At 62.6% G+C, this 13,359-nt stretch carries 14 protein-coding genes and 1 pseudogene; 14 read left to right on the forward strand and 1 reads right to left on the reverse strand.

What is annotated here, in order from left to right:
• The first annotated feature begins 34 nt into the window (after positions 1-34).
• A complete protein-coding gene (locus NKH02_RS17480) occupies positions 35-490 on the forward strand; it encodes a DUF982 domain-containing protein (protein ID WP_352880281.1) in 456 nt (151 codons plus the stop codon).
• Between the two features lie 191 nt (positions 491-681).
• On the opposite strand, the gene NKH02_RS17485 is transcribed toward NKH02_RS17480, so the two are convergent.
• On the reverse strand, positions 682-936 hold the full coding sequence (locus NKH02_RS17485; protein WP_352863501.1) for a hypothetical protein: 255 nt from the start codon (positions 934-936) through the stop codon (positions 682-684).
• A gap of 235 nt (positions 937-1,171) precedes the next feature.
• Here NKH02_RS17485 and NKH02_RS17490 point away from each other — a divergent pair, with 235 nt between their 5' ends.
• The 13 genes and pseudogenes from NKH02_RS17490 to NKH02_RS17550 form a co-directional block, all read left to right on the forward strand.
• Complete coding sequence (locus NKH02_RS17490) at positions 1,172-1,642, forward strand: Hsp20 family protein (RefSeq protein ID WP_352863952.1); 471 nt, start codon at positions 1,172-1,174, stop codon at positions 1,640-1,642.
• An 84-nt stretch (positions 1,643-1,726) separates the two neighbouring features.
• Positions 1,727-2,233 (forward strand): Hsp20/alpha crystallin family protein, encoded by a 507-nt coding sequence (locus tag NKH02_RS17495; protein WP_352880283.1) that lies wholly within the window; start codon positions 1,727-1,729, stop codon positions 2,231-2,233.
• 137 nt (positions 2,234-2,370) lie between these two features.
• On the forward strand, positions 2,371-2,670 hold the full coding sequence (locus NKH02_RS17500) for a DUF982 domain-containing protein (protein WP_352863497.1): 300 nt from the start codon (positions 2,371-2,373) through the stop codon (positions 2,668-2,670).
• Positions 2,671-3,081: 411 nt separating this feature from the next.
• Positions 3,082-3,684 (forward strand): ANTAR domain-containing response regulator, encoded by a 603-nt coding sequence (locus tag NKH02_RS17505; protein WP_352863495.1) that lies wholly within the window; start codon positions 3,082-3,084, stop codon positions 3,682-3,684.
• Between the two features lie 2 nt (positions 3,685-3,686).
• Positions 3,687-4,925, forward strand: coding sequence for a CmpA/NrtA family ABC transporter substrate-binding protein (locus tag NKH02_RS17510; protein ID WP_352880302.1), 1,239 nt, complete (start codon positions 3,687-3,689; stop codon positions 4,923-4,925).
• Positions 4,926-5,284: 359 nt separating this feature from the next.
• Positions 5,285-6,601: a CmpA/NrtA family ABC transporter substrate-binding protein gene (locus NKH02_RS17515; protein ID WP_352880285.1), complete on the forward strand. Its 1,317-nt coding sequence runs from the start codon at positions 5,285-5,287 to the stop codon at positions 6,599-6,601.
• A 127-nt stretch (positions 6,602-6,728) separates the two neighbouring features.
• Positions 6,729-7,619 (forward strand): nitrate ABC transporter permease, encoded by an 891-nt coding sequence (gene ntrB, locus NKH02_RS17520; protein WP_352863491.1) that lies wholly within the window; start codon positions 6,729-6,731, stop codon positions 7,617-7,619.
• Positions 7,620-7,630: 11 nt separating this feature from the next.
• Positions 7,631-8,428 carry an ABC transporter ATP-binding protein gene (locus NKH02_RS17525; RefSeq protein WP_136620067.1) on the forward strand — a complete coding sequence of 266 codons (798 nt, stop codon included), beginning with the start codon at positions 7,631-7,633 and terminating at the stop codon, positions 8,426-8,428.
• 233 nt (positions 8,429-8,661) lie between these two features.
• Complete coding sequence (locus NKH02_RS17530) at positions 8,662-9,006, forward strand: hypothetical protein (RefSeq protein WP_352880287.1); 345 nt, start codon at positions 8,662-8,664, stop codon at positions 9,004-9,006.
• Positions 9,007-9,064: 58 nt separating this feature from the next.
• Positions 9,065-10,366 carry an MFS transporter gene (locus NKH02_RS17535; RefSeq protein WP_352880289.1) on the forward strand — a complete coding sequence of 434 codons (1,302 nt, stop codon included), beginning with the start codon at positions 9,065-9,067 and terminating at the stop codon, positions 10,364-10,366.
• Between the two features lie 20 nt (positions 10,367-10,386).
• Complete coding sequence (gene nirB / locus NKH02_RS17540; RefSeq protein WP_352880291.1) at positions 10,387-12,837, forward strand: nitrite reductase large subunit NirB; 2,451 nt, start codon at positions 10,387-10,389, stop codon at positions 12,835-12,837.
• 5 nt (positions 12,838-12,842) lie between these two features.
• The gene (nirD, locus tag NKH02_RS17545; RefSeq protein ID WP_352606443.1) at positions 12,843-13,172 is read left to right on the forward strand and encodes a nitrite reductase small subunit NirD; all 330 of its coding nucleotides are present in this window, start codon (positions 12,843-12,845) and stop codon (positions 13,170-13,172) included.
• Positions 13,173-13,176: 4 nt separating this feature from the next.
• A pseudogene (locus NKH02_RS17550) lies at positions 13,177-13,359 on the forward strand (hypothetical protein); the annotation flags it as partial.

The raw sequence follows: 13,359 nt of genomic DNA on the forward strand, positions 1-13,359 counted from the left end.
CGGATGTCGAATCGAACAGAAGCGGAAGGAGCGCATGGAGGCGATTTTCTTTGAAAATCCCGTTTCCGTCCCGGTCTGCCATGGCGTTGCCAAGCTCGACGGCATGCCGGGAACTGACATCGTCGCCGCACACGGTGAGGCAGGATCAGTTGCCGCACGGTTTGAAGGGAGGTCACCAATGGAAAATGCGACGTTCAAACAGCCGGTTTTCGTAAGAGACGACGGCTATGGTATCCAAAAGATCGGCTGTGCCATGGATGCGATAGAGTTTCTGGAAGAATGGCCGGTTGAAAGGCGCGGGCTTCTCCACGCAGCGGCGTCTGATGCATGCTACTCTGCGTACGATGGCAGAAAGTCTGTCGAGGCGGCACATAAGGCCTTTGCCACTTGGGCACATAGGGTGGGTGTCATTGAGGCCGTACCCGCAGCGCCGCCATGGATGACAGGGCCGAAGATCCAAGGAGACTATCTTTTAGAAAGTGATGGCTAAATTCCTTTAAGAGGGGGACGCTGGATTCACCGCGGCGGCAATTTACCGCCGCGGAACGGTGCGACATCGCGGCAACGGGAGCGGAAGCCGAACCTCCTTATCGTTGCCATAGATTGCCTTCAGCAGGAACTTGCCAAACGGATCAAACGATTAAACGCTGCTGCCTGAATGGTGAGCCGCCGGCGGCATCTTCATGATTTGCCCGGGTCCCCCTGGGCCAGATCTGCTAGGTCGCCTTCGTCGTCGGGCTCGATCAGGTCGATTAGCGCTGCCACCCGTGTTCCCGGCAGCGGCCGGCCTTGGTTCATCCATGCCTCGTCACCAAAGGCCCATGCCCATGCCTCTCTCAATTCCTCGAGCGAGGCACCGGACGTGATGATTTCGGCAATCGTCGCGTCGTCCACGGGCCCGAGGACCGAGATAACGTCTTGGCGCGTCATGGTCATCTTTTTTCCTCCGTTCGAAATACCAGCGAAGCACATGGGTATTCGATGGAGCGCTTGCCAATAGATATTTGAAGACGGCCGCGAAACTGCCTCGGCAGTCTTTCCCCCCTTGACGCTGCGGAAATCGATTCCCAACTTATTTTTGATCGGTCGCCGTTATGGGGCCGATGTGTCAGGGAGCGCCAAGCTTCTTGGCGTTCCCTCGTATCTATGTTGCTCCAAGGAGGATGTAGTTATGAGAACGAACCTGGACTTTTCACCCTTCTACCGGTCGAGCATCGGCTTTGACCGTATTTTCAACCTGCTCGAAAACGCCAGCCCTTCACAGAATGCGGATAACTGGCCGCCTTACGATATCGCCAAGCTCGGTGAGGATACCTACCGCATTGTCGTTGCGGTCGCAGGTTTCGGTGAAGACGAGCTTACGATCACGCATGAGCCAAATATGCTCGTGATCGAGGGCACCAAGGCGGAGAACGAGGAGGTTCAGTACCTCCATCATGGCTTGGCACTGAGGCCGTTCTTCCGCCGTTTCGAATTGGCCGATCATGTGAGCGTTGTCGGAGCCAGGCTCGAAAACGGTCTGCTGATCATCGACCTCAAGAAGGAAATTCCCGAGGAGATGAAGCCGCGCCGCATCGCCATCAATACCGAACCCGGCAACGGGCCAGCGTCGAAGCGGATTGAAGGCAACGTAGCCGCCTGACCTTCGGCGATCGGCCTTCGCGAACACTCCCGTCCCGACGGGTGGGCTACGACCCATAAAAACAAAAGAAAAGGAGAAAAGACAATGAGTGTACGTGACTTGGTGCCTTGGAACCGGGGCAACAACCACCCCAGTGTCTACCGCGGTGGTGACGTGGATCCATTCATGTCGTTGCATCGTGACGTTAACAAGCTCTTCGATGAAGTCTTACGCGGATTTGACACCCCCTCGGTGTTCGGCCGGATGACTCCTGGAAACGGCAGTTGGCCAAGCGTCGAATTCTCGGAGAATGACAAGGAAATTCGACTGATAGCCGAAGTGCCGGGCCTCGAGGAAAAAGACATCGAGGTCATGCTGGAAGACGGCGTCCTGACGCTTCGCGGCGAGAAGAAATCCGAAACCGAGGACAAGGATCGCCAGTTCAGCGAACGCTATTACGGACGCTTTGAACGGCGCTTTGGCATGGGCCGCGAGATCGACGAGGACAAGGTGGCAGCGACGTTCAAGAACGGGGTGCTCACCGTAACGCTGCCGAAGTCCGAAAAGGCGCAGGCAAGCGCCAAGCGCATTGCGATCAACGGCACCAACTAACGGTCGCGAAGGAGGGCCGGGGCGAGCCCCGGCCCTCGCAGGACAGCGAGGATGGTCAAATGACGTCCGATAGCCTCAAACGAAAGAGCCGCATCATGGGAAGCTGAATCAACCCTTACAATCACAGGGAGGCAACAATGAACAGTCTGGCTTTCCTTGCCCCGGTGCAGGTTAAGACCAGTGACGCGATAAACGACATCAACTCTGTTCGGGAGGCGCTCGTATTCTTGAATCAATGGCCGAAGGCCCGTCGCGGACCGGTATACAGTTGCGCGGTGAGAAGCTGCAACGCCGCGATTGCCGGGCAGATGACAACCGAACAGGCGCGACAGGCATTTGTCAGCTTTGCCAGGATAGCTGGGGTGCTGGCCAAGTTCGATTTTTCGCCATTGGCTGGGGCAGATCAAAAGCTGTCCGTTTCTGGGCGCGGTCCCTGACTTTCAGTTCAGGCTTTTCTTGGGCGCGTATAGGCTAAGTGAAATTCGACTGGACGAGGCGGTCGCGGAAATCATACGGAACGATACGGGAAGATTTCTGATTTCTGCCCACAAAAAGCTCAATTAAGTCAGGGACTCGAACCCCTCTGAACTTGGAAAGCTCAGGATGGACCAGGGCAATCGTTTTCGTGGACGATTTTGGAGTTCCTGTCCGCAAGGGGCGATAGTGGGCGTGTCCCGCTCGCCAAAACGGAAGGCGCGGGCGCCGAGGTCGACGACGACCTGCTTCGGCCTGGCGGTGGCGATCGCCGCTGTGCGCGCCGGCAGGCAGCAATCGCCGCGCTCAGCGAATGTCGGGATTGTTCGATCATACCGCATTGCACAATTCCCTCGCTTGGTCACAATGCAGGCATGGTCCGAACTTCTCTCGCCGTCCTGGTGATCGACGAAAACCGCATCCGCGCCGCGATCATCGAGGCGGGTTTGCGCGAGGCCGGCCATGAGCGGGTCACCGTCATCCACGACGTGACCGGCATTGCACGGCGGATCGCCGAGATCGAGCCCGATGTCATCGTCATCGATCTCGAAAACCCGAACCGCGACATGCTGGAAAATATGTTCCAGCTGTCGCGCGCGGTGAAGCGGCCGATCGCCATGTTCGTCGACCGTTCCGACCAGGCCTCGATCGAGGCGGCGGTCGATGCCGGCGTTTCGGCCTATGTCGTCGACGGGCTCAGGCAAGAGCGCGTCAAGCCGATCCTCGACATGGCCGTCAGCCGTTTCAACGCTTTTTCGCGCATGGCGCGCGAACTGGAAGAGGTTCGCGGCGAGCTCGAGAGCCGCAAGGTGATCGACCGCGCCAAGGGCATCCTGATGAAATCGCGCGGCCTCTCCGAAGAGGCCGCCTACACGCTGCTGCGCAAGACGGCAATGAACCAGAACCGCAAGATCAGCGACATCGCCCAGAGCCTGGTGACCGCCGCCGGGCTGCTGGGACCGGCGGAGGACGAATGAGCATGGGCGCCGAGCACCAGATCACCGCCGGCTTCATGCCGCTTTTCGACAGCGCCGTGCTGGTCGCGGCCGGCGAACTTGGCTTTGCCGCGCGCGAAGGCATCGACCTCACGCTGCACCGCGAGACGTCCTGGGCCAACATCCGCGACCGCATCGCCATCGGCCATTTCCATCTCGCCCATATGCTGGGACCGATGCCGCTCGCCTGCAATCTCGGGCTGACGCCGCTCGCTTCGGAGACCATAGTGCCGTTTTCGCTCGGGCTCGGCGGCAATTGCGTCACCATCTCCAACGCCGTCTGGGCCGGCATGGCGGGGCATGGCGCCGAACCCGATCTCGACCCGGCGTGCGCCGGTGCGGCACTTGGCGCGCTCATCCGCGAGCGTGCTATGGCCGGTTACGACCCGTTGCGCTTCGCGGTGGTGCATCCACATTCCGGGCACAATTACGAACTGCGCTACTGGCTCGCCGCCTGCGGCATCGATCCAGAGCGGCAGATAGAGATCGTAATCGTGCCGCCGCCCTTCATGGCCGACGCGCTGGCCGCTGGGCGGATCGACGGCTATTGCGTCGGCGAACCCTGGAACAGCGCCTCGGTGGCCGCCGGCACGGGCCATATCGTCACCGTCAAGGCGCTGCTGTGGAGGAACAGCCCGGAGAAGGTGATCGGCGTGCGCAAGGCGTGGGCTGATGAAAACCCGGAGGCACTGGCGGCATTGCTGCGCGCGCTCCATCATTCGGCGCGCTGGTGTCAGGACCCAGCCAATCATGGCGAATTGGCCGCCGTGATGGCGCAGCCCGGCTTCCTCGGCCTTCCGCCAGCCGTCCAGATGCCGATCCTGACCGGCCATCTCCAATTGGGCGGCGGGGCCGATCGGACCATCGACGACTTCTTCCTGCCCTTCGAAAAGGCGGCGAATTTTCCCTGGAAGAGCCATGCGCTGTGGTTCTACACGCAGATGGTGCGCTGGGGGCATGTGGCGCACACGCCGGAAAATCTCGCCATCGCCCGCAACTGCTACCGGCCGGACCTTTATCGTTCTGCACTGAAGCCGCTTGGCGTCGCACTTCCCGGCGCCAATTCGAAGGTCGAGGGCGCGCTCAAGGCAGCGACCGCGGTCGGCGCGACAGGGGCCGGCCTGGTGCTCGGACCGGACGGGTTCTTCGACGGTCAGATCTTCGATCCCGACGAGATCGATGCCTACATTGCCGGCCAGAAATCCGCCGAGATCCAAGCCTGATCATTTCCGCGCCATTCTTGTGCATTGCACAAAAGTTGTGCGTGCACCTGCGCTAATGAACAATCTTTGGCTTGCTTGCCCGGCGAGCCGGATCGCCGATGATTGTGGCATCTCGTTGATCTCATTGACGTTTGTCATCCAGCCCGAAACTGGCATGGTTCCTGCTTTGCAATAAGCAGACTCTTCTCAGGGTCACGGAACAGGCGTCCAATGGCGGGCGCTACAGGCAAAGCTGCCGCTCAGGTCAACACGCGATCCCGGATGTACGGACGCGCGCGGCCTGGCCGGCGGCTTTTTTGTTTTGATCGAACACGCAATCGACGGCGCTGATCCCAAGCAGTGCCCAACGGGAGACGATGATGACGAAACGCATCAAGACTGAAGCCCCTATCGAGGGAATGACTCGCCGCAATTTCCTGATGGCAAGTGCTGCCACCGCAGCAACCCTGGCGGCCGCGCGCGCGCTGCTGCCCTCCGGCGCCTATGCCGCAACGGCCGCTCCGGAAGTCACCGGCGCCAAACTCGGCTTCATCGCGCTGACCGATGCGGCTCCGCTGATGATCGCCAAGGAGAAAGGGTTGTTCGCCAAGTTCGGCATGCCCGATGTCGAGGTGCTCAAACAGGCCTCCTGGGGCGCGACGCGCGACAATCTGATGCTCGGCGGTGCGGCCAACGGCATCGACGGCGCGCACATCCTGACGCCGCTGCCTTACCTCATGCACACCGGCAAGGTGACGCAGAACAACCAGCCGATGCCGATGGCGATCGTGGCGCGGCTTAACTACGACTGCCAGGGCATTTCGGTCGCTCAGGAATATGCCGGCACCGGTGTCGGCCTCGATGCCTCGAAGCTGAAGGACGTCTTCGCCGCCAAGAAGGCGGCCGGCAAGGAGATCAAGGCCGCCATGACCTTCCCGGGCGGTACGCATGATTTGTGGCTGCGCTACTGGCTGGCCGCCGGCGGCATCGATCCCGACAAGGACGTTTCGACCATCGTCGTGCCGCCGCCGCAGATGGTGGCCAACATGAAGGTCGGCAACATGGACGTGTTCTGCGTCGGCGAGCCATGGAACGAGCAGCTTGTCCACCAGGGCGTCGGCTTCACCGCCGCCACGACAGGTGAATTGTGGAAGGGGCATCCGGAAAAGGCGCTCGGCCTGCGCGCCGAATTCATCGACAAATACCCCAACGCCACCAAGGCGATCCTGATGGCCGTGATGGAGGCCCAGCAATGGTGCGAGGCCAGCGAGAACAAGGACGAGATGGCCGCCATCATCGGCAAGCGGCAATGGATGAACGTGCCCGTCGCCGACATCATCGGCCGCCTCAAGGGCGACATCGATTACGGCAACGGCCGCGTCGCCAACGGCACCGATCTCTACATGAAATTCTGGAAAGGCGGCGTCTCCTATCCGTTCAAGAGCCACGATTCGTGGTTCCTCGCCGAGAACATCCGTTGGGGCAAATTCGCGCCGACCACCGACATCAAGGCGCTGGTCGACCAGGTCAACCGCGAGGATCTATGGCGCGAGGCGGCCAAGGACCTTGGCGTCGCGGCAGCCGACATCCCGGCGTCGCCGTCGCGCGGCGTCGAGACCTTCTTCGACGGCAAGGTCTTCGATCCGGCCAACCCATCCGCCTATCTCGACAGCCTGAAGATAAAGGCTTCGGCTTGACCGTCGCAAACGGCGCAATGCGCCGTTTGTCGACCCAAAGTGCAACGGCGCCTCTCGCGCCGTTGTCGCACGCAAGCAGCGCTCGCGCCGCTTGTCGCAAATCCCGACCACGGAGTTTTTCCCGGACATGTCGATCCAGACTATCGAGGACACAAAGGTGAAGGCGTTCCCCGCGAAACCGGCGGCGGTCATCGCGTTCACCGCCAAGGCGCGGCGCCGCTTCGATCTGCTCGCCATCGCTGGCAAACTGGCCAGTGCGCTGGTGCCGCCGGCCATCGTCATCGCCCTCATGCTGGTCGTCTGGCAGATCGCCTGCTCGTCGCCGACGTCAAGCCTGCCGCCGCCGAGCCAGGTGTGGAACGAGGCCTACGATTTGATCGCGCATCCGTTCTTCGACAATGGCCCGCAGGATATCGGGCTCGCCTGGCGCGTGCTGATCTCGCTGCAGCGCGTTGCCATCGGCTTCGGCCTGGCGGCAATCGTCGGCGTGGCGCTCGGCGCGCTGGTCGGCCAGTCGATCTGGGCGATGCGCGGTCTCGACCCGGTGTTCCAGATCCTGCGCACGGTGCCGCCGCTGGCTTGGCTGCCGCTGTCGCTGGCCGCGTTTCGCGATTCCAGCCCGTCGGCGATCTTCGTCATCTTCATCACCTCGATCTGGCCGATCATCATCAACACCGCCGTCGGCGTGCGCAACATCCCCGAGGACTACCGCAACGTCTCGCGCATCCTGCGGCTCAACCAGTTCGAGTTCTTCGTGAAAATCATGGTGCCGGCCGCCGCGCCGTACATCTTCACCGGCTTGAGGATCGGCATCGGCCTTTCCTGGCTCGCCATCGTCGCCGCCGAAATGCTGACCGGCGGCGTCGGCATCGGCTTCTTCATCTGGGACGCGTGGAACTCGTCGCGGCTGCCCGACATCATCGTCGCGCTCGCCTATATCGGCGTCACCGGCTTCTGCCTCGACCGTTTGGTCGCGGCGGTCGGCGCCTTCGTCACCCGCGGCGCAACGGCAAAGTGAGGAGAGGGGCGATGACGGCCTATCTGAAACTGGACCATATCGACAAGTCCTTCGCCCGCGGCAACCAGGTCAGCGAGGTGTTGAAGGACATCCGGCTGACCATAGACAAGGGTGAATTCGTCTCCATCATCGGCCATTCCGGCTGCGGCAAGTCGACCTTGCTGAACCTGATCGCCGGGCTGACCAAGGTGTCCGCCGGCGCCGTGCTGCTCGAGGACAAGGAGGTCGACAGCCCCGGACCCGAACGCGCCGTGGTGTTCCAGAACCACTCGCTGCTGCCGTGGCTGACCGTCTACGAAAACATCAACCTCGCCGTGTCGAAGGTCTTCGGTCGCTCGAAAAGCAAGGCCGAGCGGCATGACTGGATCATGCGCAATCTCGACCTCGTGCAGATGGCGCATGCCAAGGACAAGCGCCCGGCGGAAATCTCCGGCGGCATGAAGCAGCGCGTCGGCATTGCCCGGGCGCTGGCCATGGAGCCGAAGATCCTGCTGCTCGACGAGCCGTTCGGCGCGCTAGACGCGCTCACGCGCGCCCATCTGCAGGACGCGGTGATGGACATCCATTCCAGGCTCGGCTCGACGACGATCATGATTACCCATGATGTCGACGAGGCGGTGCTGCTCTCCGACCGTATCGTCATGATGACCAACGGCCCGGCGGCGACCATTGGCGAGGTGCTTGCCGTGCCGCTTGCCCGGCCGCGCCGCCGCGTCGAACTCTCTTCCGACCGCACCTTCCTGCGCTGCCGGGAGGCGGTGCTGAAGTTCCTCTACGAACGCCACCGCTTCGTCGAAGCAGCGGAGTAAGCCATGGCCGAAAAGCAATCCGCATCGGCAATGGGCAACATACCGCATTGCACAAATATTATGCTGCCCTGCAAGGCATTCTGACTAATCTTTGATCCGCTGCCGGGCTTGGTCAAAAGTCGCGCGGCTGCGGTTCTCATTGATTTCACTCGATAATTCAGAGCGCTGTCGAATTGGCACGTTTCCTGCGTTTCAGAATGTAGGCCCGCAAGGGCCAAGTGACACGGCGTCCAATGGCGGGCGCCACAAGCAAAGCTGCTGCTCAGGTCAATACGCGATTCCGGATAGACGGACGCGGCGGCCTGGCCGGCAGCTTTTTTGTTTTGACCGAACACGCAATCGACGGCGCTGGTCCAAGCAGCGCCCAACCGGAGACGACGATGACGAAACGGATCGGAACTGGCGCGTCCCTCGCGGACTTCACGCGCCGCGATTTTCTGGCCAGTAGCGCGCTGACGGCGGCGCTGTTCACCGCTGCGCTCATCCTCTTTCCCGCAGGCGCCAAGACTGACGGCAAGGGCCTCGAAGTGACCGCGCAAACGTCGATTTCAACCAGTTCGCCGATGCCGCGCCGCTGACAGTCGCGAACGAACAGACAAGGGCGGTGCCTCCCATGCCGCAAACCGGAGCCCAATAATGACCGCAAATCTCCCAGCCGCGCCGAGCCAGGACAATGCTTCCCGGCAGGCGCTCATGATGTCCACCATCGCCTTCACCGTCTGCTTCGCGGTGTGGACGATCTTTTCAATCATCGGCATCCGCATAAAGACGGAGCTTGGGCTGAACGAGACGCAATTCGGCCTGCTCGTCGGCACGCCAATTCTCACCGGCTCGCTCGTACGCATGCTGCTCGGTATCTGGACCGACCGCTTTGGCGGACGGCTGGTCTACACCGCGACCATGCTTGCGGCCGCGGTCGCGACCTTCCTGCTGGCTTTTGCGCACACCTACGGGCAGATGCTGATCGCCGCGCTCGGCGTCGGGCTCGCCGGTGGCTCCTTTGCCGTCGGCGTCGCCTATGTCTCGCGCTTCTTCCCCGCCGGCAAGCAAGGCACGGCGCTCGGCATCTTCGGTGTCGGCAATGTCGGGGCCGCAGTCACCAAGTTCCTTGCGCCGTTCGTGCTTCTGTCCTGGGGCTGGCAGTCGGTCGCGCTGATCTGGGCGGCAGCACTCGTCGTCATGGCTGCCGTCTTCTGGTTCACCACCGGCGACGATCCGGTCATCCGCGAGCGCCGCGCCGGCAAGGCGGCACCGGCGAGAAGCTTCTGGCAGGAATTCGCGCCGCTGAAGAACGTGCAGGTCTGGCGCTTCGCCTTCTACTACTTCTTCGCCTTTGGCGCGTTCGTGGCGCTGTCGCTGTGGTTGCCGCGCTACCTGATCGGTGTTTACGGTTTCGGCATCGCGACCGCCGGTATGATCGGCGCAGCCTATTCGATCCCGGCGAGTGTCTTCCGTGCCTATGGCGGCGTGCTTTCCGATCGGATCGGTGCTCGCACCGTGCTCTATTGGACCTTCGCGGTGTCGTCCGTCGCCACGCTGATCCTGTCGCTGCCACCCACCGATTATATCGTGCACGGCATTACCGGGCCGATCGCTTTCCACTTCGCCATCGGGCCGGTGGCTTTCATCGCGGTCGCCAGCGTGCTCGGCTTCTTCATGAGCCTCGGCAAGGCTGCCGTCTATAAGCACATACCGGCCTACTATCCAGGCAGCGTTGGCGCGGTCGGCGGCGTCGTCGGCATGATCGGCGGGCTCGGCGGTTTCGTCCTGCCGATTGCCTTCGGCGCGCTCAACGACCTCACGGGCGTCTGGTCGAGCTGCTTCATGCTGCTCTTTGTCATCGTCGTCGCTTGCTTTGCCTGGATGCAGTTCAGCATTCGGCGGATGGAGCGCGCGGCATCTTCCGAAGCCCCAGCCCTTTCATACGCGGCTGAGTGACACCGGAGCGGATCAGGAATATGACCGAAAAACTCGTCATCATCGGCAACGGCATGGCTCCTGGGCGCATGCTTGAGCATCTCTTGGAAAAGGCTCCCGGCCGCTACCAAGTCACCATCTTCAACGCCGAGCCGCGCGTCAATTACGACCGCATCATGCTGTCGCCCGTTCTGTCGGGCGAGAAGGCCTATGAGGAAATCATCATCCACGGCGATGGCTGGTACATCGCCAACAACATCACCCTCTACAAGGGCCACAAGATCGTTGCCATCGACCGGGAAGCCAAGACCGTCACCTCCGATCATGGCGTTACCGAGCCCTATGACAAGCTCGTCATCGCCACCGGCTCGGTGCCGTTCATCATCCCGGTGCCCGGCCACAATCTGCCCGGCGTGCTCACCTATCGCGATCTGGACGACGTCCGGGCGATGATGCTTGCCGCCCAATCGCGGGCCAAGGCCGTGGTCATCGGCGGCGGTCTGCTCGGCCTGGAGGCGGCAGCCGGGCTGAATGCGCAAGGCATGGACGTCACCGTGCTGCATGTCATGCCGACATTGATGGAGCGCCAGCTCGATCCGGCCGCCGGTTATCTCCTGCAGCGCGCCGTCGAGCAGCGCGGTATCAAGGTCATCACCAAGGCCAACACGCAGGCCATCACCGGCAACGGCAAGGTCGAGCAGATTGAGCTTGCCGACGGCACCATCATCCCGGCGACCCTGGTGGTGATGGCGGTCGGCATCAGGCCGAACGCGGCGCTGGCCAAGGAGGCCGGCATTGCCGTCAATCGCGGCATCGTCGTCGATGCCGGCATGCGCAGCAACGACCCCGACATCTACGCGCTCGGCGAGTGCGCCGAAGTCAACGGCCAGGTCTACGGGCTGGTCGCCCCTCTCTACGAGATGGCACGCGTCACCGCCAGCCAGCTTGCCGGCGACGAGGCCGCGGCCTTCGTCCATTCGGACACGCCGACCAAGCTCAAGGTCACCGGCATCGAATTGTTCTCGCTCGGCGACTTCGCCGAGGGCGACGACCGCCAGGAGATCGTGCTGCGCGATGCCTCCGCCGGCGTCTACAAGCGCCTGGTGCTGAAGGACGACCGCATCATCGGCACCGTGCTCTATGGCGAAACGGCCGACGGCGCCTGGTTCAACGATCTGAAGAAGAAACAGACCGATATTTCAGAGATGCGCGATACGCTCATCTTCGGCCAGTCCTACCAGGGGGGTGCCCCACTGGACCCTATGGCGGCCGTTGCAGCCTTGCCGGATGATGCGGAAATCTGCGGCTGCAACGGCGTTTGCAAGGGAAAGATCACCGGCGCGATCACGGCCAAGGGCCTGACCTCGCTTGATGATGTCAGGGCACACACCAAGGCGTCGGCCTCCTGCGGCTCCTGCACCGGGCTGGTCGAGAAGCTGATGGTGCTGACCATCGGCGACAAATACAATCCGGCGGCGGTGCAGCCGATGTGCGGCTGCACGACGCTCGGCCATGATGAGGTGCGCCGGCTGATCAAGGCCAAGAGCCTCAAGACCATTCCAGCGGTCATGCAGGAGCTGGAATGGACGACCTCCTGCGGTTGCGCCAAATGCCGGCCGGCGCTCAACTACTATCTCGTCTGCGACTGGCCGGACGACTATGCCGACGACTACCAGTCGCGCTTCATCAACGAGCGCGTCCACGCCAACATCCAGAAGGACGGCACCTATTCGGTGGTGCCGCGCATGTGGGGCGGGGTGACAAACGCCGCCGAACTGCGCGCCATCGCCGACGTCGTCGACAAGTTCGAGATCCCGATGGTCAAGGTTACCGGTGGCCAGCGCATCGATATGCTCGGCATCCGCAAGGAGGACCTGCCGGCGGTCTGGGCCGATCTCGGCCAGGCCGGCTTCGTCTCCGGCCATGCCTACGCCAAGGGCCTGCGCACCGTGAAGACCTGTGTCGGCTCCGACTGGTGCCGCTTCGGCACGCGGGATTCGACGGGGTTTGGTGTCCGCATCGAGAAATTCATGTGGGGCTCGTGGACCCCGGCCAAGGTCAAGATGGCGGTGTCGGGCTGTCCTCGAAACTGCGCCGAGGCGACCTGCAAGGATGTCGGCGTCATCTGCGTCGACAGTGGCTACGAGATCCATTTTGCCGGTGCTGCCGGTCTCGACATCAAGGGCACCGAAGTGCTCGGACTGGTCAGGACCGAGGACGAGGCGCTGGAGCACATCGTGGCGCTGACGCAGATGTACCGCGAGCAGGGCCGCTATCTGGAGCGCATCTACAAATGGGCCAAGCGCGTCGGCATCCCCGAGATCAAGCGCCAGATCATGGACGATGGGGAGAAGCGCAAGGCCTATTACGACCGCTTCGTCTTCAGCCAGAAATTCGCCCAGGTCGATCCATGGTCGGAACGCGTATCCGGCAAGGACAAGCACGAATTCCGGCCGATGGCCTCGGTCGGCTTTGCGCAGGCGGCGGAGTGATCATGATGAACTGGATCGCCATTGGCTCCATTTCCGACATCCCGCGCCGTGGCGCGCGCTGCGTCGCCACGCCCGAGGGGAAGATCGCGGTCTTCCGCACCGCCGACGATCAGGTCTACGCCATCGACGACCATTGTCCGCACAAGGGCGGACCGCTCAGCCAGGGCATCGTGCATGGCACGGCAGTGACCTGTCCCTTGCACAATTGGGTGATTTCGCTGGAGACGGGCAAGGCGCTCGGCGCCGACGAGGGCGCGGTGCGCACCATTCCGGTGCGGGTCGAAGGCGAGCATCTGTTCATTGCGCTGGAAGCGCTGGCCAGCCGCGCGGCCTGAACCCATGGAGATCGACGAAGCGCGCGAGGTGAGGACCACCTGCCCCTATTGCGGGGTGGGCTGCGGCGTGCTGGCGAAGGTCGGCCCGGCCGGGGGCGGGTTCCGGCGGCGGGGGCCCCCCCCAACCGCCCCAATTTGGCGGCGGGGGGGGCAAGGGGTGGGGCCGGGCGCCCCCCCACGCCCACGG

The organism is Mesorhizobium sp. M1396, from assembly GCF_040317725.1.
Classification (GTDB): domain Bacteria; phylum Pseudomonadota; class Alphaproteobacteria; order Rhizobiales; family Rhizobiaceae; genus Mesorhizobium.

Bases quoted from the DNA above. Each gene is read 5' to 3' on its own strand.
- NKH02_RS17505 (WP_352863495.1), top strand. From the start codon at position 3,082: ATGGTCCGAACTTCTCTCGCCGTCCTGGTGATCGACGAAAACCGCATC.
- NKH02_RS17530 (WP_352880287.1), top strand. From the start codon at position 8,662: ATGGCGGGCGCCACAAGCAAAGCTGCTGCTCAGGTCAATACGCGATTC.
- nirB (WP_352880291.1), top strand. From the start codon at position 10,387: ATGACCGAAAAACTCGTCATCATCGGCAACGGCATGGCTCCTGGGCGC.
- NKH02_RS17490 (WP_352863952.1), top strand. From the start codon at position 1,172: ATGAGAACGAACCTGGACTTTTCACCCTTCTACCGGTCGAGCATCGGC.
- nirD (WP_352606443.1), top strand. From the start codon at position 12,843: ATGAACTGGATCGCCATTGGCTCCATTTCCGACATCCCGCGCCGTGGC.
- NKH02_RS17525 (WP_136620067.1), top strand. From the start codon at position 7,631: ATGACGGCCTATCTGAAACTGGACCATATCGACAAGTCCTTCGCCCGC.
- NKH02_RS17535 (WP_352880289.1), top strand. From the start codon at position 9,065: ATGACCGCAAATCTCCCAGCCGCGCCGAGCCAGGACAATGCTTCCCGG.
- NKH02_RS17480 (WP_352880281.1), top strand. From the start codon at position 35: ATGGAGGCGATTTTCTTTGAAAATCCCGTTTCCGTCCCGGTCTGCCAT.
- NKH02_RS17500 (WP_352863497.1), top strand. From the start codon at position 2,371: ATGAACAGTCTGGCTTTCCTTGCCCCGGTGCAGGTTAAGACCAGTGAC.
- NKH02_RS17515 (WP_352880285.1), top strand. From the start codon at position 5,285: ATGACGAAACGCATCAAGACTGAAGCCCCTATCGAGGGAATGACTCGC.
- NKH02_RS17495 (WP_352880283.1), top strand. From the start codon at position 1,727: ATGAGTGTACGTGACTTGGTGCCTTGGAACCGGGGCAACAACCACCCC.
- NKH02_RS17510 (WP_352880302.1), top strand. From the start codon at position 3,687: ATGGGCGCCGAGCACCAGATCACCGCCGGCTTCATGCCGCTTTTCGAC.
- ntrB (WP_352863491.1), top strand. From the start codon at position 6,729: ATGTCGATCCAGACTATCGAGGACACAAAGGTGAAGGCGTTCCCCGCG.
- NKH02_RS17485 (WP_352863501.1), bottom strand. From the start codon at position 936: ATGACCATGACGCGCCAAGACGTTATCTCGGTCCTCGGGCCCGTGGAC.